At 34.1% G+C, this 21,652-nt stretch carries 16 protein-coding genes; all 16 read right to left on the bottom strand.

Annotated elements, in window-relative coordinates:
- Window positions 1–13 precede the first annotated feature (13 nt).
- On the bottom strand, window positions 14–1,495 hold the full coding sequence (locus tag RCH19_RS08910) for a sulfatase (RefSeq protein ID WP_343022924.1): 1,482 nt from the start codon (window positions 1,493–1,495) through the stop codon (window positions 14–16).
- A 12-nt stretch (window positions 1,496–1,507) separates the two neighbouring features.
- Window positions 1,508–3,076 carry a DUF4955 domain-containing protein gene (locus RCH19_RS08915; protein WP_343022925.1) on the bottom strand — a complete coding sequence of 523 codons (1,569 nt, stop codon included), beginning with the start codon at window positions 3,074–3,076 and terminating at the stop codon, window positions 1,508–1,510.
- A 41-nt stretch (window positions 3,077–3,117) separates the two neighbouring features.
- A complete protein-coding gene (locus RCH19_RS08920) occupies window positions 3,118–4,500 on the bottom strand; it encodes an alpha-L-fucosidase (RefSeq protein WP_343022926.1) in 1,383 nt (460 codons plus the stop codon).
- A gap of 71 nt (window positions 4,501–4,571) precedes the next feature.
- Complete coding sequence (locus tag RCH19_RS08925; RefSeq protein ID WP_121926567.1) at window positions 4,572–5,774, bottom strand: glycoside hydrolase family 88 protein; 1,203 nt, start codon at window positions 5,772–5,774, stop codon at window positions 4,572–4,574.
- Window positions 5,775–5,983: 209 nt separating this feature from the next.
- A complete protein-coding gene (locus RCH19_RS08930; protein WP_343022927.1) occupies window positions 5,984–7,648 on the bottom strand; it encodes a RagB/SusD family nutrient uptake outer membrane protein in 1,665 nt (554 codons plus the stop codon).
- A gap of 20 nt (window positions 7,649–7,668) precedes the next feature.
- Window positions 7,669–10,848, bottom strand: coding sequence for a TonB-dependent receptor (locus tag RCH19_RS08935; RefSeq protein WP_343022928.1), 3,180 nt, complete (start codon window positions 10,846–10,848; stop codon window positions 7,669–7,671).
- A 755-nt stretch (window positions 10,849–11,603) separates the two neighbouring features.
- Window positions 11,604–13,145, bottom strand: coding sequence for an arylsulfatase (locus tag RCH19_RS08940; protein WP_343022929.1), 1,542 nt, complete (start codon window positions 13,143–13,145; stop codon window positions 11,604–11,606).
- 247 nt (window positions 13,146–13,392) lie between these two features.
- Entirely contained in the window at window positions 13,393–14,079 is a 687-nt protein-coding gene (locus RCH19_RS08945) for a DUF6250 domain-containing protein (RefSeq protein ID WP_343022930.1), read from the bottom strand.
- A gap of 161 nt (window positions 14,080–14,240) precedes the next feature.
- Window positions 14,241–15,389, bottom strand: coding sequence for an alpha-hydroxy acid oxidase (locus RCH19_RS08950; RefSeq protein WP_343022931.1), 1,149 nt, complete (start codon window positions 15,387–15,389; stop codon window positions 14,241–14,243).
- Window positions 15,390–15,398: 9 nt separating this feature from the next.
- The gene (locus RCH19_RS08955) at window positions 15,399–15,740 is read right to left on the bottom strand and encodes an L-rhamnose mutarotase (RefSeq protein ID WP_343022932.1); all 342 of its coding nucleotides are present in this window, start codon (window positions 15,738–15,740) and stop codon (window positions 15,399–15,401) included.
- Entirely contained in the window at window positions 15,727–17,058 is a 1,332-nt protein-coding gene (gene fucP / locus RCH19_RS08960) for an L-fucose:H+ symporter permease (RefSeq protein WP_343022933.1), read from the bottom strand. The genes RCH19_RS08955 and fucP overlap by 14 nt, the downstream gene beginning before the upstream one ends.
- Window positions 17,055–17,837 (bottom strand): SDR family oxidoreductase, encoded by a 783-nt coding sequence (locus RCH19_RS08965; protein ID WP_343022934.1) that lies wholly within the window; start codon window positions 17,835–17,837, stop codon window positions 17,055–17,057. Before RCH19_RS08965 ends, fucP begins: the two co-directional genes overlap by 4 nt.
- 4 nt (window positions 17,838–17,841) lie before the next feature.
- Entirely contained in the window at window positions 17,842–18,672 is an 831-nt protein-coding gene (locus RCH19_RS08970) for an amidohydrolase family protein (protein WP_343022935.1), read from the bottom strand.
- Window positions 18,673–19,524: a fumarylacetoacetate hydrolase family protein gene (locus RCH19_RS08975; RefSeq protein WP_343022936.1), complete on the bottom strand. Its 852-nt coding sequence runs from the start codon at window positions 19,522–19,524 to the stop codon at window positions 18,673–18,675.
- Between the two features lie 20 nt (window positions 19,525–19,544).
- Window positions 19,545–20,321: a glucose 1-dehydrogenase gene (locus RCH19_RS08980; RefSeq protein ID WP_343022937.1), complete on the bottom strand. Its 777-nt coding sequence runs from the start codon at window positions 20,319–20,321 to the stop codon at window positions 19,545–19,547.
- A gap of 1 nt (window position 20,322) precedes the next feature.
- Window positions 20,323–21,642, bottom strand: coding sequence for an L-fuconate dehydratase (locus tag RCH19_RS08985; protein WP_343022938.1), 1,320 nt, complete (start codon window positions 21,640–21,642; stop codon window positions 20,323–20,325).
- Between the last annotated feature and the right edge of the window lie 10 nt (window positions 21,643–21,652).

Raw genomic sequence — 21,652 nt, forward strand, 5'->3', positions numbered from 1 at the left:
TAAACAAAATATTTTACTCCACTTTGAAACCATCTCCTGTTTCTCGCAGATAATTTTTTAACACCGGAGTTAATTTCTTAACCATCGGGTGATCAATTGAATATATATTATTCATTTCAAAAGGGTCTGCTTTTAAATCAAACAACACAAGTTCATTTTTTCCTTTTTTCTTTACGTAAGCTAATTTATAATCCTCTGTACGAACACCTCTAAAACCAGTATTAATATCTACATTGTCACTTATTATAGCTCCCATTATAAATTGCTCGGTAGGGGTTTTTCCTTTTCCGTTACGATAATAATTAGCATAACTTTTTCCATCAATATCCTTAGGTATCTGATTTTTAATTCCCATTAAATCTAATAGAGTAGGGTAGATGTCAGGAATACTTCCTAAGAATTTATTATCTGTTCGCGGCTGGATATGTCCTTTCCAATTCACAATAAAAGGAATTCGCAAAGACTCCTCATAAATATTATTTTTTGAAACTTCAGAATGTTTTCCTAAACAGTTTCCGTGATCAGCCATTATCAGTACGATTGTGTTTTCGTCTAATTTTTGATCTTTTAAGCCTTGTAATATTCTCCCTATTTGTTCGTCAACTCCAGTAATATTTGCATAATAGTATTTAATATCATGTCTATATTGATCACCACCTTTTGTTCCAGCGGCAGGAATGTTTTCATCTTTAATTAGATCTTCTAAAGGAATATCTTTGTACATATTATAATAATTCTCAGGAACTGTCTCATATTCAGAATGTGGTGGATTCATTGAAACCACTAATGAAAAAGGAGCATCTGCCTTGCGAACTTTTCCACTTTCATTTTTCATAAAAGCGATTGCTTTATCGGCTTCATGTATAGGTCCCCACTGATCAACATAATGAAAATCATCTCTTTTAGCATCAGTATCCCAATACATTGGTCTATTGTGAACGTCATAAGTACCATATGAATACCAGTAATCAAAACCGTGACGTTTGTCAGGTGAAGTCCACTCATTCCATGCAACGGGTCCTATGTTATTAGATGTCGGGATAAAAGGCTCATAAGGTGAATCTAAATGCCATTTTCCAATGTAACCGTTAGAATATCCATTCTGTTTTAGAATATCTGACCAAGTAACTGCATTTTTATCTAACTCAATTCCAAAAGGTGCTGATGATGAATTGACATTGCTATACACTTTGTTTTTTACAGGCCATTGACCTGTCATCAGCATCGCTCGAGCAGGTGAGCAAACAGGATAATTACTGACCATTTGCTCCATTACTAAACTCTCTTTAGCATATTTATCTAAGTGCGGAGTCATAACAGGCTCTTTACCTTCATATCCAGTGGCTTGTGCTCTCCACTGATCAACAAGTATTATCAAGAGGTTGGGTTGTTTTTTATCTGCTATCTTTTTCTGCGTTGTGCATGAAAAGTTAATTGAAGTGACAAAAACTAAAACGAATATTTTAAAATAAATAAACTGCTTTCTATTTTTCATAATCTTTACTTCTTACTTTAGATCTAAAAACCATTTAGGTAATTTCTTTAATCGTAATTTTAATTGCGCTTCGTATAATGATTTTGGCTCGACAGTTTTATCTAACGATTCTCCTTGTCCTAATTGCTCTTGTATGAATGTAGTCCCTGCACTTGTAAAACCTACTATAACAGGATTGGGAATCTTCCACCATTTAAATCTTCTAGAATCAGGCCAAAATTCAAAATCTTTCTCTGCTGCATTAGTTTGTTTGTAATTCCACATCACTAGACCTTGCATGTGGTTAGGCATGTTTTCTAAAGCTCCACCACCGCGACCATTCATTAATCCTCCTTCAACATTATCTAATAATGTATTCCTAGGTTGGCTTGCATGCGACTCAAAACTAGTCGTTGCAGGATACGTGCTTTTCCATATTACAGTATTCATAGCACCGTGTGAAGAACCAAAAGAATGCCATTGCGAAGCTAAATCTGTGCAGTTTGCAATAAGCACATTTGTAGCACCATTCGAACAAATTGCCTCATGTCCAGCATTTCCATCAATGACACAACTTATAACTGATACATTAGCACTTTGCGTAACAATTGCTGCAACACTGCAATCAGTAAATCGGCAATTTTTTAACCAAGAATTTGTACTGCGTGAGATGCGTAACATTGTAAAACCACTGTCATCTTTCCATGAGCGGTGGTGAACAAATTTATCTTGCCAGTTACCAACAAACGCTAAATCTTCTATTCCCACTTCTTCACTATTTGCAAACTTCAGTACTTCCCATTTATATTTTGGATCGATGTTGTAAGTGATAGGAGTAACGAGAGTAAGAGCATTATTTTCTACTTTTTGAATTTGATGGTAAACTTTTACATCAATTCCTTTATTATAGAGATAGGTCCATTCTGGTTCAACTTTATAACTTTTTAATTCGGCTGCAGCCAATTCTTTACTGTTATCTAATAATTTTAATATTATCCAGTCACCAGCTTTTAAATCAGCAGTAGTGTTTACTGAAATTGATTTAGAACCAACAACAGCTGAAGTAGTTACTTCGCCAATTTTTTTATCGCTACCGCCGCTACCAAAAATAAAGATTGGTGGAACAGTCCACATTTTAGCGGGATCAGCAGGTGGAAGTGGATTTTTCATATACAATTCTGTTCCATCTTTTCCAGAACCGCTACCTCTAAAAATAATTTTACTACTTTTTGAAATAATAGAATTAGTTGCATCATTGTCTTCATTTACTAAGAAACGTCCTTTAGGAAAAAATACTACTCCAGAACCGTTTTTATTAGCAGCATCTATCGTTTTCTGAATTGCTACTTTATCTGAAACATCATCATTAGGTATTGCTCCGTAATCAACTACATTAAAAATCTTATAAGTGTTTATTAAAGGAATATCTTGCTCACCATTATGATATCCCACATAAGAGAAATCGGGTAGGGTAGTCTTATCTTTTTTATAAGCTTCGAATACTTTCGATTGCGTTTGTCCCGAAACCGATCCTACCATCAATAGTGAAAAAATCAAACTGATTTTCGTAATTTTATGTTTTATTAGATTAGTGGATTTCATAGTTTTCATTTTAAACAAGGCAACAAATTATATTTTAAATCTTATTTTAGTATTACTTTAAATACGTAAACAGGAATAGTATTAGTCTTTACTTTCGGCATTGTGATCTGTAATGCATCGTTAGACTGCTTCCAATTTAGTTTTAATTTCGAACCAAGTAAATGCACAGACTTCACTTTATATTTATCTTTAGTCATTGATTTTACATTGACAACAGCTTCAGTCCAACTTCGAGCAATTACATATACTGCCTTACCTTTTGATGTAAAGTAAATGTCTGGTAAAATTGTTTTTGAAGTTGTATCAGAATCAGAATCGTGAACCATCGCTCCAGCAAATGTTTTAGATGATACTTGCTCAGCAGTCAAAGTCCATGGCTTAGTGTCATAAATTGCTTCACTATTTGTTTTCATCCATTTCCCTACTAGTGCTAATCTTTCTACCGCTTCTGGTGGAAAGGTTCCATCTCCTTTTGGTCCAATGTTTAACAATAAATTACCTCCTTTACTTACAATTTCAACTAATTGTCTCACTAATAATTCAGGTGATTTCCATTCGTTATCGTGGCGATTGAAAGCCCAACCTCTACTCATCGTTATACAAGCTTCCCAAGGTTTTGGATTTGCATCTTTAGAAATTTGCTGTTCAGAAACATAATAGTCGCCTAATCCATTTCCGATACGATTGTTAACAATACAATCAGGTTGCAAGGTTTTGATCATTTGTAATAATTCCTCACTTTGAGCTTTAGTAATAAGCTCTGGAGTATCAAACCACAATACAGCAACTGGTCCGTATTGCGTTAATAATTCTCTAATTTGTGGTTTAACTTTTCTTTCAAAATATTTGGCGATATCTTTAATATCCTCATTCGGGAAATCAGCTAAGTTGCTTCTTCCTCCTTTAGTAGGCCAATTAGTTGGAACATCTGGATCTTCCCAGTCGCGTCCTAACGAGTAATAGAAACCTAGTTTCATTCCGTTTTTCTTACACGCTTCAGCTAACTCTTTTACCGGATCTCTTTTGAAAGGTGTTTTAGTAAGGATGTTGTAATCGCTGCTGGGCGAGTTATACATGGCAAAGCCGTCGTGGTGTTTAGTAGTTAGTACCATGTACTTCATACCGGCGTCTTTTGCCATAGCAACCCATTGTTCAGCATTAAATAGCGTTGGATTAAAGTCACTAGCTAGAGTGCTATATTCTTTTATCGAAAGTTTCTCATAAATCATAAAATGCTCATTCCCTTTGTATCTATGTCCGTTCCAATCTCCCGCCGCCTGCGAGTATAAACCCCAATGCAGAAACATTCCAAATTTTGAATCGCTCCACCATTCTAACGAATTTGATGGTTTTTCAATCTTTTTTTGGGCAACTAGACTTAGAGTTACGAAAGAAAAAATTATAATAAGATGAAATCTTTTCATTATTTATTTAATAAAAATAGTAATTGGAAATTTTAAAATTAAAGTATTAACTCTCCTAAATACTTAAGCGTTTATAAGTACCACTGTTTGTATCTCAATAATGCTTCAGCAAAATAATAGTCAGCATACGTTAGTGGTACGTCGATTTCATTATTATGAGGGATTGATCCAACACTATGCATTAAAAGATATCCTCCGTTAGTACCTAATTTAGCTCTGTATTTGTCACTTGACAATGCAACTAACATTGTTTTAGCAGCTGAAACATATTTTTCCTTTTCCTTTCCAGTTGTGTATTGACCTAATTCTAATAATGAAGAAGCAAATACTGAACCAGCAGAAACATCTCTTAAAGCATTAGGTATTTCTGGAGCATCAAAATCCCAGTATGGAATTTTATCAGCAGGTAAATTTGGATGATTTAAAATAAATTCAGCGATACCTTTAGCTTGCTTTAAGTAAGCAGGATCTTTTGTAAAGCGATACATCATTGTGTAACCATATAATGCCCAACCTTGACCGCGGCTCCAAGCACTTTCGTCAGAGAAACCTTGTGCTGTAACTTTTTTTCTAACTTCTCCGTTCGTTAGATCGTAATCTAAAACGTGATAACTGCTGTAATCAGGTCTAAAGTGATTTTTGATTGTAGTATTAGAGTGCGTTCTTGCAATATCAGCAAAACTTTTATCAGTGCTATTTTGGCTTGCCCATTCTAGCATTTCTAAATTCATCATGTTATCGATAATCACCGGTCCTACAAATCCTTTTTGGCGTAAAGCACCTTCTGAAATTTCCCAAGATTGTATCACCTTGGCATCTGGACGGTATCTTGTAGCTAATGATTTAGCAGATTGTAGTATTACATCCTTATACTCTTTTTTATTTTCTAAACGGTATGCGTTACCAAAACTACAATACATCATAAAACCTAAATCGTGATTTTCAGTGAAATATTTAACAGGCTCTAAAACAGTTAATTTCTGATTTGCTGCTGCTAATAATGTAGGGTTTTTTGTGTACTCGTAAATGTAAAGTAGTGTTCCCGGATAGAAACCGCTACACCACCAGTACGCATCACTATTAATATTTTTATTGTCTTTGAAAGTTTTAGGTAAAGAATCCTTCGGAGTATTTTTGATTAAATATTGATACTGCTTTTCAGCAAACGCAAAATTTTCATCGATAAGCGCCTTCATTTCTTGTTTGTCATTATCTTTTGATGCACCGCAGCTATTTAGAACAATTGCAATGAGTAGGAATTTAATGATTTTCATAATGATTAGAATTTTAGTTGACTTCTTGTAAGAGTGATTAACATTTTATAAAATGCTTTATGAGAGTAAAGCGTGATAAAAATGAATGTTTTAAAAATAAATGCTTTTTAAAAATTGAGCACAATCTATATTCTGTTGATTTAAAAAACAAAATTTAGATTGCGCTCAATTAGATAACTTATTATAATTGACTAATTAGTCACTTTTTATTACCAACCTGGATTCTGAGTAATTTCTTTATTAGAAGCGATTTCTCTTGAAGGTATAGGATACAATAAATGTTTTGCTTCAACATTAAGTCCACCAAAACCAGCGTATTGTTGGTTTGCAAGTGTTGGAGCAGTTGACATTTCTGCACCCACTGAATTCATTGTTTGTACAAATTTACCCCAACGAATCAAATCTGATTTACGAGTTCCCTCAAAACATAGTTCACGCATACGTTCATCTTCAATTGCAGTTTGAAAAGCACCTTTAGATAATCCAGCTGGTAAATCAGCTACTGCACTTACTGTATTGATAGCAAGTCCATATCCTCTACGTCTTACTTGGTTTACAGCATTGTAAGCTGCAACCGTTGGTCCGTTTACTTGGTTTTCAGATTCAGCCATCATTAATAAAACATCAGCATATCTTAACACAGGAAAATTGTTTGGATTATGATTTTTTTCCTTCGGCAAAAGCGCTTCATATTCTCTTCTCCATTTACCACAGTCTCTACCGTAAGGAAATTCAGAAGCTCTTGCTCCAGCTAATTTATTTATAGGATTTTTAGCTCCAGTTGTATTATTAAACGTATAGGTAGTAAGTACCCAGTCGCGTCTTAAATCTCCATCACCATATTTGTTAAACAATCTTCCAGTTCCTCTGATGAAACCATAACTGTAACCAATTTGGTTGAAAAGTGCAGCTCCTGTAAAAGTAATACCGTTAGTGTTTCCTAAACGACCAGTTTCAAAATATCCATCACCACGATTTCCTTTAAAATCAATCTCCCACATAGATTCTTTTACATCGTAAATATCTTGTACATGATTGATAAATATCTGGCGATACGCGTTATTTGCGGTACTTCCACCATTAGAAGGATTGAAAGTGTTGTATTTTGGGTCTGGGTTAGCAGTAACATTCAAAGCATGTTCTCCTGAATCCATAACCTTTTTAGACCATGCTAAAGCATCTTTATACTTTGCAGTGTCATTTAAAGGAAAGCCTGCCATAGTCAAACATACTCTTGATAGAATTCCTTGAACTACTGTTTTAGAAACACGACTAGAATACCCGTATGCACTAGAAGTACCTACTTTAGCTTCTGCTTCAGTCATATCTTTCAATATTTGAGCATAAATCTCAGCTACTGGTGTTGCTGGCTGTTGTGTTCCATTAGGAGTTGTTGTTGGAGATGTTTTCATTGGTACAGCACCAAAACCTTTAACAAGCATAAAATGATAATATCCTCTTAGAAATAATGCTTCTCCTAGGATAACTTGACGTTTTCCTTCATCCATCGCTGGAAGATTGATGTTTGCAATTAAATCATTTGCTCTATTAAGTCCGTCATAAAGCGTGTTCCACATGTTAGAAATAGTAGGATCTGTTGGGTTAAAAACGTAAACCATTGGTTCTGTTTTTTGACCACTTCTTGCATAGAAACCTTCATCAGTACATGCTTCTAACTTTGTGTACAATGACTCTCCATAAAGTGATGCTGATCCTAGTGGATCGTAAACACCAGCTAAACCTTGAGTTAATCCTTCTTCATTTGTAAAGTACTGAGATTGAGCAATTTTATCAATTGGCTTCGTATTTAAAAAATCTTCACAAGAGCTCGACAGTACGGCTACTAATGCTAGTGTTATATATATTTTTTTCATTTGTAAATGATTTAATGTTATTAAAATGAAATGTTTGTTCCAAAAACAATTGTACGTGCACGTGGGTAAGATGAGAAATCAAATCCTGATGTTAGTGCAGAATTATAGCTATTTACCTCTGGATCTGATCCTGAATATTTAGTCCAAGTAATTAAGTTTTGTCCTGAAACATAAAATCTCATTGATTTAAGACGAAGTCTTTTAGTAAATTCTGACTCAAAGTTGTACCCTAGAGATACCGTTTTTAAACGTAAGAATGAACCGTCTTCAACAATTGCAGATGAATAACCTCCAATTGCACCAGTATATCCTCTTGCACGTGGAATATCTGAAGTTGGATTGTCAGCAGACCAGCGGTCATTATAGCTTGCATACTGATTTAAGTATCCTTGATTTCTTGAGTTACCTTCAAAAATAAGTTTGTTAGCATTCAAGATATCATTACCATAAGACCACTGTAAAAATACATTTAAATCAAAACCTTTGTAAGTGAAGTTGTTGCTAAATCCACCTGTGTGAATTGGCTGTCCTCTACCTATAATTGTGTAATCACTTGTAGTAATAGCTAAATCGCCATTTTGATCTTTGTATTTAGCATCTCCCGGTTGGATTGCTCCTCTAGCATTTCCATTAGCGGCAACATCTGGTTTTAAAGTGTAAACATTTGTTGTAGTGTTTAAATTAAAATCTTCATACTTGTACGTTCCTAATGATTCGTAACCGTACATTAAACCTAATGGATCTCCCACTCTTGTAATATAAGCAGTTGTATTTCTCCAGCTCTGATCCCAAGGAATAGATCTTTGAATTGCACTTCCATCGTCACCTAATGCAACAACTTTATTTTTGTTAAAAGAAATGTTAGCGCTAGATGTCCAAGAGAAATCTTTTGTTTGGATATTTTTTGTCGTAAGGCTTAATTCCAAACCTTTGTTTTCTACACTTCCAACATTTTTTGTTGCTGTACCAAATCCAGAAGAAGGAGCTAGTTGTGTTTGTAGCAATAAATCTTTAGTCAACTTTTTATATACATCTGCTGAAAAAGTAATACGTTGTTTGAAAAAACCAATATCTAGTCCAGCATCTACCTGCTCAGTAGATTCCCATTTTAATTCAGAGTTACCAAGATTAGTAGCAACAACTCCTGCTACGTAAGCGTTATTAAAAACATAGCTAGAACCAATTGGATTGAAGTATCTTGTTAGATAATCAAAATTTCCCACTCTGTTATTTCCTGTTACACCATAACTAACACGCAATTTACCTTCTGATAAAACTGTGCTCTTTTTTAGGAATTTTTCATTTTTGAAAGTCCATGCAGCTGCTCCTGAAGGAAAATATCCCCAGTGATTTTTAGAAGGAAATTTCGAAGATCCATCTGCTCTAAATGAAGCAGTTAATTGATATCTTGAATCGTAATTATAATTAACTCTTCCTAAGAATGAAGACATAGTCCAAACTGAAGCTGTTGAATCTACCCTTTGTTGAACACCTTGGCTTAATCCACCCAATCCTAATTCTTCATTAGGTAATCTTGAAGCGGCAACACCATCTGTCCAAATATCAAATTTTTGAGCAGTAAATCCACCTAAAACATCAATCTTAGCTTTTTTAGATATTTTTTTATTCCATGTTAATGTATTTTCATTCAACCAGTTGCTTGAACTAATGTTGTTGATGCTTCCTCTTGGTCCACCGTTTGAACCAGCTGGATTACCGTATTGAGTTTGTGAATTATCAAAACTGTTTTGAGTAGCACGATTTTCAGTAATACCAAAAGTAGTTCTCAATTTTAAGTCTTTTGTAATCAAATATTCAACGTATGAATTTGCACTAAAGTTTTTAGTGTTATTTACACGATATGTGTTTTGAAGGTTTATTACAGGGTTAACTCTATAATCATTTAGTGGATCAATATCCGGATCTATAAATGAATCTTCTTGAGAAGGATCTGTAAGAACTGGTCTAGCTCCCCAAACTGCTACCATCACATTTGATGTTGAACTACCAGACTCAGAAACTACTGGATTTAAACCAGATTGTCTCAAGTAGCTGTAATTTGCATTAACTCCTACTTTTAATTTTTCAGTAATCTTGTAATCAAGTACAGTTCTACCTTGATATCTTTTGTAATTAGAATTTAATAAAATTCCGTCTTGGTCGATTGTCGAACCAGAAAAAACATATTTCAATTTTTTAGTTCCTCCAGATACAGAAAGATTGTTGTTTGTAACCACAGCAACACGTTGTGTCTTGTCTTGCCAATCAATTCCTTTTTCAGTTTTGTAGTAATCTAATGTTTTTCCATCAGCAAGATAAATTTCAGTTGGAGTACGTGGTGTTCCAGTAGCACCAGGCGTAAGTTCTAATTGATATTTTACAAATTCATAAGGATTCATTAAAGCAATAGGATTAATGTTTTCTTGAACACCTGTAGAGCTAGAGAAAGAAAAAACTGGTTTACCTTCTTTACCTTTTTTAGTAGTAATCACGATTACACCATTTGCTCCCCTTGCACCATAGATTGCTGTAGCTGACGCATCCTTTAAGATATCGATAGAAGCAATATCTGCAGGGTTAATAGTATTGTTGTTTTGATCTTCAAGTAAGAATCCATCAACAACATACAAAGGACTACTAGATTGAGTAACTGAGTTATTTCCTCTAATAACGATGTTTACACCAGAACCTGGCCTACCATCTGATGATGTAACTTGAACTCCTGCAACACGTCCCGCTAAAGCTTCGTCAAATGAACGAACAGGAGCTTTGTTAAGATCAGCTACCGATACAGTAGCAACTGCACCTGTTAAATCTTTTCTTTTTGAAGTTCCGTATCCAATAACAACGACCTCATCAAGGTCACTCATTTGTGAATTTAGGCTTACGTTTATAACTGATTTAGTTCCAACAGTCATTGAAGTGGTTTCAAAACCAACATACGAAAAAACCAATTGGTCTTTTGCTGTAGCACTAATTCTAAACTCACCTTTACCATCAGTTTGTGTAGCAGTTTTTGACCCTTTAATAGAAACTGTAACTCCTGGAAGTGTTTCTCTTTGATCATCGGTAACTACACCCGAAATCGTTTTACTCTGCGCCTGAGCGTAAGCTGGAGCGAGTGATAGAAGAACGCCAATAATAAAGCATTTAAAAACACTTATGGTAGATTGACTTTTCAATTTTGAATTTTTTTTCATAAACATCTCAAATTGGTTTTGGCTTAATAATACACAATGTTATGAAAACGTTTTCAGAACACCAAATTAAAATTATAAAAATTGGTAATTAGTCTGATATTTATATGAATACTCTTTTTTTTCTGACAATTTTGAGTATTATTGATTATGAATATAGTTATAAATTACACATATTGTTTTTATTATTCAATAGTACTGTTTTTGTAGTTCTGGCATTACTTTTCATAATCATCAATTTTTTCTGAAAAAATAGCATAAAAATAATATCCTTTTCATTTTTTATTCAGCTCACTAAATCAAAAAATATTATGATTTTATTAAGAAATTAAAATATCTCTGAATATTTGATATTGTTAGTGGTAATTCTGTGTGTTTAAATGGTGAAAAAACATATTATTGACAGGATCGTAATTGTTTCAAATTGTATTTAAAAAACTATTAGCGTACATTAAAGTACACTCTAATATTTATAGTTATGTTAGTATGTATTTAAAATTAATAGAAGGAATTTAATGGTCTTAAAGATTTAGAACTATTGCATTTTTAATTTAAAGTTCGAATCGTTCGTGTGTTCTTGAAATTCAAATAGTAATTGTTGGAATCTACGTGAAAACTAAGTGTGAATACTATAATTTTAAAAATCTAATCTAAAGTGAAAATCCAAAATTTAAAATATAAATAAAAAAAAAACTCTTCAAACAATTATTTAAAATTGATTTGAAGAGTTTAGTATATTAAGTTTGGTTTCTAATATGTTATCTGCTAGTTTCTTTTTTAAGCAGTGCCGCTAACTCCTTAACTTTCTTTGGATATTTTTTAGCAAGATTATTATTTTCACTTAAATCTGTACTTAAATTGTAAAGTTGAGGAACAGATGAATTACCAGTTTCAATGTCAATTAATTTATCATACGGAATACCGTCGTTTGCAGGTATGAATTTCCAGTTTTCTTTTATGATAGCTAATGTTCCACCTAATCCCAGAACATTACCACCTTGCTCAATTAGTACGCTTCTTCCTTTATCTGATTTTCCAAGGAACGCATCTAAGGTATTCTCGCTATCAGGCGCTTCTCCTATAGGAATGGATTGATTTAATAAACTAGAAAAAGAAGCTAATAAATCCATTTGACTTATCATCGCTGATGAAATTCTTGGTTGAACAATTTTAGGCCAAGTCAATATAAAAGGTATTCTCGTTCCTGCTTCTAAAACACTGTATTTTCCACCGCGTAATACTCCGTTTGGCGTATGTCCATTTAATTGTGTCACTGCTTCATCTTGATATCCATCATCTAGTACTGGGCCATTATCGCTTGAAAAAATCACCATTGTATTATCTGCAATACCAGAATATTCTAGTTGCTTCATAATTTCACCTACGGTCCAGTCGAGTTGAAGTATAGCATCACCTCGTAAACCTAAACCACTTTTACCTTTAAACATTGTTGCTGGCATGCGAGGTACATGAGGTTCTGTAAGGGTAAAATACAAAAAGAAGGGGTTCTCGCGATTTTCTTCGATGTAACTTTTGGCTTTAGCCAAAAATGTAGTTGAGACTTCCTCATCAACCCATCTTGCTTTATGTCCTCCGCTCATATAGCCAATTCTCCCAATTCCGTTTACTATAGTATTTTCATGACCTTGGCCTGGTGAAGATTTTAATTTTAATAATTCTGGATGCTCTTTCCCTGTTGGATCATTTCCTACCTTGTTGTTGTAGTCAACCTGAATGGGATCGCTTAAATCTAAAGCAACAACACTATGGTTTTCCATAAAAACTGTAGGTACACGATCAGCGGTAGCTGGAAATATAAAAGAGTAATCAAATCCAACTTCATTAGGACCTGGTTTTATTTCAGCATTCCAATTTTTTGCGATTTGATCTCCCAGACCTAAATGCCATTTACCCACGATCGCGGTTTTATAACCTGCTTGTTTGAATAATTTTGGTAAACTCATTTTATCTGTTGGAATAATCAGAGCTGCATCTCCTGGTAAAATTCCAGTGCCTGATTGTCGCCATGGATATTCTCCTGTCAAAAGCGCATAACGAGATGGAGTGCAAGTAGCCGAAGTAGAGTGCGCGTTAGTAAAACGTACTCCTTGACTCGCTAATTTATCAAGATGTGGTGTTGCAATTTTTGTTGCACCATAAGAGCTTAAATCGCCGTAGCCAAGATCATCTGCATAAATAAATATTACATTCGGTTTTTGTATGATTGGATTTTTCTCAGGTGTTTGAGCAAATGCTGGAATCGAAAGCGCTAAAAGTCCATAAAGAAATATTTTTTTCATAATGTAATGTGTGTTTTAAAAAACAAGAAATAGTAAGTCGTAATTATTTTAATATAATTTTTATTCGTTTTCGAACTTTGTAAATTTTCCTTTAGCTTGAATTATATAACGCTTTCGGCAAAATTTCTATTCGTTTTATTATTTGTCAAGTTTGATGTCTCAAATACTAAAAATTTGATAGCGTTTGTGCATTACAATTATTAAATACAGAAATACATTTAATTTATCTATGACAAGATATAGAAGATTATTTGATGGTACTAATCTTTAAATTCTCAACTATCATGTGGTTTTCCACTGTTCGAATTCCGAAATAGCCCTTTGTGTATGGCATTTCATCGTTTAAGTTAAAAATTACTTCTCCATCGCGTAGATATTGAATCTTATTTTTATTAGCAATTAGCGTGACATGAATTTTCTTATTTGGGACGATCATAAATTTTTTATCACTTAAATCGTGCTCTGCTAATAATGGTCGCTCTTTATTTTCGTCATACCTTCTAAATCTGGATTTAGAGTTGTCGTGGCCACCATAGCCAACATAATATTGCTTTAACTCGTGATAATTTGGAAAAAAACCTTTTCTGTTTTTCGAATCTTTAAAAAAGTCATTTGGATTTTTAGGATCACTCGCCATCCAGAAGCAATTTAAATCAGATACTCTATCATAAGGACCTTTATTGCCAATGACCGTTACATCATACTCAATTTGTATAGGACCAGTTAATATATGTTTAAACCAAATGGTACAACCTTTGGCGTCTATAATTTCTATAATTTTATTTTTGAATTCTACTTTTCCACCTTGTTGCTGCTCGATAATCCAATTTGCACTAGTTAAATAACTATCATCAAAAGTTTTTCTCTTTAAAGGCTTGCAAGCAAACAACGAAAATGTGCAAAAAGCTAAAACAATTATTTTTAAAATTTTCATCTTACTATATTGACGTGTTTTTTAAAATTAAAGATTAGAAAATCAGTTAACGCTAATGCGTAAAATATTTAATTAAAATTTTTAAAAATTCACTAAATATTCAAATCAACAATTCTATTTGTTTGAATTACATTTAGCATTTTACCGGAAAGATCTTTGATTTATTTTGCAATGAACTTATGCAAATCTTGTACTTTTTCACAACAAACTTGTTCCATAACTTGCTGGAATTCTCGTTTCATTAATGATATAGTATGATTTCCGCCTTCTTTACCTAAAGCTCCTACGCCGTACATAAAGCTCCTACCCATAAATGTAAAATCAGCTCCGCTCGCCATTGCTCTCGCAATATCTGGTCCACCGCGTAATCCTGAGTCTACCATGATTTTTATTTGGTCCTTATATTTTTGAGCAAGAAGAGTCATAGGTACGATAGAGGACTGCCCAGCGTCTAATTGTCTTCCGCCATGGTTAGAAACAATTATACCATCAATTCCTAAATCAATAGCTTTTTGTGTATCAATTTCACTTACTACACCTTTGATAACCAATTTACCTTTCCATTGATCTCTAATAGCGGCGATTCTATCTTCGTTTAAGCGACCAGAAAAAGTAGTATCCATAAATTCACCTAATTTTTTTAAATTAAGTCCCTTCGGCATATACGCTTCCATTGTTCTAAAAGCAGGTTGGCCATGAATCAATGTTTGAATTGCCCAATCCGGTTTTGTAAAAACTTCCAAGATATTTTTTACGCTCATACTTGGAGGCATCGCTAATCCATTACGCACATCTCTTGGCCTATAGCCAAAAGTAGGAACGTCCGCTAAAATTACAAGTACATCTGTTCCAGCGTGAGCTGCTCTATTCAATAGATCTACTTTTACTTTTTCATCTGTTGGGTGATACAATTGAAACCACGATTTTCCCTCTGTTATCTCTGCAACTCTTTCAATACTTGATGTTGTAACAGTACTAAGAATAAAAGGTACATTGTGATCAAAAGCTGCCTTTGCTAAAATTTCTGGTGCATTAGGCCACATTAATCCCTGCAAACCCACTGGTGATATTCCAAAAGGTGCATCATAGGTTTTTCCAAATAATTCTGTTCGCATATCAGATTTATCAAATTTTGATAAATACTGTGGTATTAATTCTATTTTCTGAAGATCAGAACGATTTTTATCTAAATTTATGTCTTCATTGCATCCGCCATCTAAATACTCAAAAGCAAATTTTGGCATTTTGACCATTGCTCTTTTTCTTAAGTCGGTTACGGAAGGATATTTTGGGTTTATTTTAATTTCCATCTTGGTCTATTACTTTTTTAAATGATATATTTTCTCCATTAGCATCCATTTTTCTCCTTTTTTTGCCTGCGGAAGTGCTTGCTGATAGTTCCACATTAAGTGCTCCCATTCTTGTACTTTTGGATTTGCGGCGTCAGATTGTGACTTCTGTTCAAAAGAAAAATTTTCTGAAACATCCATAATCATAAAAAGCCGATTTGCCACAAGATAAATCTGTAGGTCTTGAATGCCAGCATCTTTTATACTTTCGACAATTTCAGGCCATACTGACTCATGGTATTTTTTATATTCTTCAATTAAATTTGCATCATCAATTAAGTCAAGTGCAAAACAATGTCTATCTGTTATCATTATTCATAGTTTTAAATCCAAAAAATGCCACAACTGCTAAGCAAATCATAGGAAGAATAAACGAAAAATTAACTTCTGGGATGTATCCAAAAATCTTTGAATCATCAAATCCCGGTCCACCAATATCTAAAATATAACCTTGCAATACTGGTAGTAAAGCACCACCAACAATAGCCATTACTAATCCTGCAGAACCAATTTTAGCTTCGTCACCCATATTCGTTAATGAGATTCCGTAAATAGTGGGGAACATAATGCTCATAAAAAATGAAGTAGCAACTAGTGAGTATAAACCAAAATGACCACCAACGAATACCGTAATCATGGTTGTTATAACACCACCGATACCAAAAAGGAATAACAATTTAGAAGGATTAGAATTTTTCATTAAAAAAGTACCTAACCATCTACCAGATAAAAATAATATCATTGCTGCTACATTATACCACGTAGCTGTCAAATGTTCAGTAACTGGCAACGTAGCATTTAAATTATCTACATACTGAAATATAAATGTCCAACACATAATTTGTGCGCCAACGTAGAATATTTGAGCGAAAACACCTTTTAAATAGGCACTATTTTTTGATAATTTTTTAAATGTTTCAGCTAAAGAAATTTTAGATTGCTCTTCCATTTTAGGAAATTTTATTAAAGCAACTGCTGCCATAATAATCAATACTAAAACGCCTAATGCAATGTAAGGAATACTGATTACGCTCAAATCATTTTCACGAACTGCAGCAATTTCTGCACTTGTTAAGGCTTGGTAGGTTTCCTTTGTGAAAGCATTTGATCGCAAAGCATCAATAATAAATACTTGTGCGATAATCATTCCTGTTAAAGAACCTAGCGGATTAAATGCTTGTGCGAGGTTTAATCTTTGAGTTGCAGTCTCTTTAGTTCCTAATGCTAAAATTAGCGGGTTTGATGTTGTCTCTAAAAATGCCAAACCACATGTCATTACCCAAAGTGAAATTAAAAAATAGGTAAAAGTCTCATATTCTGCGGCGGGATAAAACAAAAAAGCTCCAATAGCGTATAAAGACAAGCCTACTATTATTCCTGATTTATAATTGTATTTTCTAATGAATAGGGCAGCGGGTAATGCCATAAAAAAGTATCCAAAATAAAATGCAAATTGCACCAATGAAGCTTCCATATTAGAAAGTTCAGGCATCACTTTTTTAAATGCAGATACCATAGGATTCGTCAAATCATTGGCTATTCCCCATAGCGCAAACAAAGAGGTAATTAGTATAAAAGGAACCAAAACATTTCTGGCAACTATAGGCTGTTTTATAATTTTTTCTATCATTGGATTGCACGATCTAAGTGAGTATAACCACCATCAACAAACAATAATTGTCCAGTGGTGTGACTGGAGGTTTCTGAAAGTAAAAAAGCAACAGTATTTGCAATTTCAGTATCAGTAGTCATGCGATGTCCTAACGGAATATGCTTCGTAATACCATCTAATTTTTCTTCAGGATTTTCAAACGTTTGTAACCATTTTTTATACAATGGAGTAAAACATTCAGCGACTATAACAGCGTTTACTCTTATTTCGTAAGGCAATAATTCAACAGCCCATTCTCTTGTCAAAGCATTTCTCGCACCATTTGCAGCAGCGTATCCAGAAGTTCCTCCTTGGCCAGTAACTGAAGTTTTTGAACCAATATTTACAATTGATCCTTTACTTTTCTTAAGTTCTGGTAATGCGTGATGTGCCATTGCGTAGTAGTGTGCTACATTGCGCTGAATAGAAAGCATAAAATCGTCATAATTTCCGTTTTCTAGTCCAACACCGTCATTTACTCCTGCGTTGTTTACCAAGCCATCAATTCTTCCAAATTGCTTAACGATACTGTCAATAGCATTTTTACACTCGGCTTTATCATTCAATTCACCAACAACGTAAAACGCTTCACCACCTTCTGCTTTTATTTCAGTAGCAGCGTGAAGTGCATCTGTTTCATTTCTTCCTACAATTACAGGAATAGCGCCTTCTTGAGATAGTACTTTGCAAATACCAAAGCCAATACCTTTTGATCCGCCAGTAACTATTATAACTTTATCTTTTAGCTTTAAATCCATAGTTTTAATCTTTTATATCGTACAAATTTTTCGCATTAAGTCCCATAATTTGTTGTTGTTTACTTTTAGTAAACTTTTGAATGTAATTTTCAACTAAACTCAACGTTGTGGAGTAATTCCCTGCAAGCAAGCTTACTGGCCAGTCACTACCAAAAATTGTTCTCTCCGGTCCAAAGCAGTCAAAAATCGCTTCGAAATACGGCTCAAATTGCTGTTTTTGCCAAGTGGTCCAATCAGCTTCTGTTGTTAAACCAGATACTTTACAGGCCACATTATCAATAGCCGATAATTCCTCAATCAAACTTTTCCAGACTTTTATTTTTCCATCTTTTATGTACGGTTTAGCGCAATGATCAAGTATGAATTGTTGATTAGGAAATTTTTCAACTAACAAAATTGCTTCTTCTAATTGATTGGGATAAATTAAAATATCGTACGTCAATTTATATTTTTCCAATGCCGAAATGCCGCGCTGAAAATCTGCTCTTAACATAAAACCCTTTTCCTCAGATTGAACGATATGTCTCAGGCCTTTTAGTTTCTCAAATTTTGAAAAATATTCTAAACGAGCTTCGATAGTATCTGAACATAAATCCAACCAACCCACAACACCTTTTATAAAACTATTTCTTTCAGCTAAATTTAGTAAAAATTCTGTTTCTTTTTCAGAAGAATCGGCTTGAACCGCAATGCAGAATTCAAAATTATTTTCCTTCAAAAGTGGCTTTAAATCCTTAGGTAAGAAATCACGTTGTAAAACACTCATGTCTTCATTGATCCACGAATCTCGAACGGGGTCAAAATGCCAAAAATGTTGGTGTGAGTCTATTCTCATTTACTTGTATGCTACGACGTTCTGTTCAGAAACTCCTAAACCTTCAATTCCTAGTCTCATTACATCTCCTGCTTTTAAGTACATTGGCGGTTTAAACCCTAAACCAACGCCAAACGGAGTACCAGTTGAAATTACATCTCCAGGTAATAATGTCATAAATTGACTAATATAAGACACAACCTCCTGAACGTTAAATATAAAGTCAGATGTAGAAGAGTGTTGTAAGCGTTTGCCATTAACTTCTAACCACAATTCTAAATTATTAGGATCATTAATTTCATCTTTTGTTGCTAAGAATGGTCCAAGAGGAGCAAACGTATCGCAGCCTTTCCCTTTACACCATTGACCTTCTTTTTCAATTTGAAAAGCGCGCTCAGAGACATCATTATGCAATAAATATCCAGCAATATAATCGTCAGCATCTTCTAAAGATACATAAGATGCTTTTTTACCAATAACAACTGCTAATTCAACTTCCCAATCAGTTTTTAAACTGTTTTTAGGAATCATCACATTGTCATTAGGACCAACAATCGCCGTTGTTGATTTGAAAAATAAAACAGGCTCTGTTGGCACTTTTGCACCCGTTTCTTCTGCATGTTTAGCGTAATTCAGACCCACACATACTAACTTTGATGGTCTACCAATTGGTGAACCTAAACGTACCGAATCATCAACCGTTGTGCAAGTAGCTTCGTTAACGTTAAGCCACTCCTTTAAGCGCTCTAAGCCATTAGTTTCAAAGAATTTTTCATCGTAATCTTCTCCAAATGCACTTACGTCTATTCTTTTATTTTCTAGTTGAATTCCTATTTTTTCGTTCCCTTCTGTTCCGAATCGTATTAATTTCATCTGTTTATTTTTTAATTTTTCTAATTATTTAAAGTTACAAATCCACCATCAATGGGAAAATTTGAACCTGTAATGAAGGATGCTTCATCACTACATAAGTACAGTGCAAGATTTGCAATTTCTTCTGGTTTTCCCATACGACCTATTGGCTGTGTTTTTGAAAGTTTTTCGAACATTTCAGCTTGATTATCAGGATAATTGTTCTGGATAAATCCGTCAACAAAAGGAGTATGAACACGCGCTGGAGAGATACAGTTGCAACGAATGCCTTCGTTTACATAATCCTTAGCTACAGAATAAGTCATTGTTAAAACCGCACCTTTAGTCATCGAATAAGCAAATCGATCAGATATACCAACCGATGCTGCGATAGATGCCATATTTACAATTACTCCGCTTTTATGTTTTTTAAAGTGTGAGATTGCCGCTTTCATTCCGTTGTAAACACCTTTAATATTTACATTGAATAATCGATCTAAATCCTCTGAATTAGTGTTTTCAATATTTCCTACGTGTGCAATTCCAGCATTATTAATTAGGATATTGATGGTGTTATTTTTAGCGATTTCGTCAAAAATAGTTTCCATTTGTTCTTGATTAGAAACATCACACTGATAAAAGCTAGCTGATCCACCTTCTTTTTCAATTTCTGAAACTGTGTTATTTCCATTATCTGTACTAAAATCTAAAATACAAACGTGTGCACCTTGTCTAGCAAATGTCGTTGAAATAGCTTTTCCTATTCCACTTCCTCCGCCGGTAACTATTGCTGTCTTTCCTTTTAAACTGAATACCATATTATGCTTTTTTTAATTTTTTAGTCCAAATTTCTCCTGTAGGGAAAGTGTATGCTGCTAATGATTCTGGTTTCATTGTAATGCTATATCCCGGTTGTTTTGGCGGCATGTAAGCACCATTTTTTATTACAACTGGTTCGAAGAAATGTTCATGCAAGTGATCTACATATTCAATTATTCTATCTTCTTTTGTTCCGCTCACGCAGATATAATCAATCATTGATAAATGCTGAACATATTCGCAAAGTCCTACACCTCCAGCATGAGGACAAACAGGAACTTTATATTTCGCAGCCATTAATAAGATGGCAAAAATTTCGTTTACACCACCAACACGGCAGCTATCAATTTGGCAAATCTGCAATGCATCTGCCATAATTAATTGTTTAAACATTACTCTGTTTTGACAGTGCTCACCAGTTGCAACTTTAATAGGTGCAACCGCTCTAGCGATTTTTGCATGACCTAAAATATCATCTGGACTAGTAGGTTCCTCAATCCAATAGGGATTAAATTTCTTCAACGAAGCCATATTTTCAATTGCTTCATCGACATCCCACTTTTGATTAGCGTCCATCATTAATTGTAGATCATCACCAATTTCTTCGCGAATAATTTGAGCACGACGCATATCATCTTGTAGGTCTGAACCTACTTTTATTTTCATATGTTTGAAACCTTCTGCTTTTGCTTCTTGACATAATCTACGCATTTTGTCATCGCTATACCCTAACCATCCTGCAGAAGTAGTGTACGCAGGATATCCATTTTCTAGTAGGTCGTTAATACGATCTTGCTTAGTTGCTTGATTATTTGTTAAAATTTCTAAAGCTTCAGCAGGAGTAATAGCGTCTGTGATATAAGTAAAATCAACACATCTTACAAATTCCTCAGGTGACATATCAGCTATTAATTTCCATAATGGTTTTCCTTCGACTTTGGCATATAAATCCCAAACTGCATTTACGACCGCTCCTGTTGCCAAGTGTATTACTCCTTTTTCTGGACCTAACCAGCGAAGTTGGCTATCACCGGTAATCATCTTCCAAAAATCTCCCATGTTTTGAGTGAAAGATTCTAATGTTTTACCAACTATCAAATGTGAAAGCGATTCGATTGCAGCTACACATAGTTCATTTCCTCTACCTATTGTAAAAGTTAGACCATGACCTTCAAATTCCGGATCGTCTGTTTTTAAAATTACGTATGCGGCAGAATAATCTGGATCTGGATTCATAGCGTCAGAACCATCTAGAGAATCACTTGTTGGGAAACGAACATCTTTAGTTAAGACCTCGGTTATTGTTATTGTTTTTTTCATTTGTTGATAT

Source organism: Flavobacterium sp. PL12, assembly GCF_039123485.1.
Lineage (GTDB): Bacteria > Bacteroidota > Bacteroidia > Flavobacteriales > Flavobacteriaceae > Flavobacterium > Flavobacterium weaverense.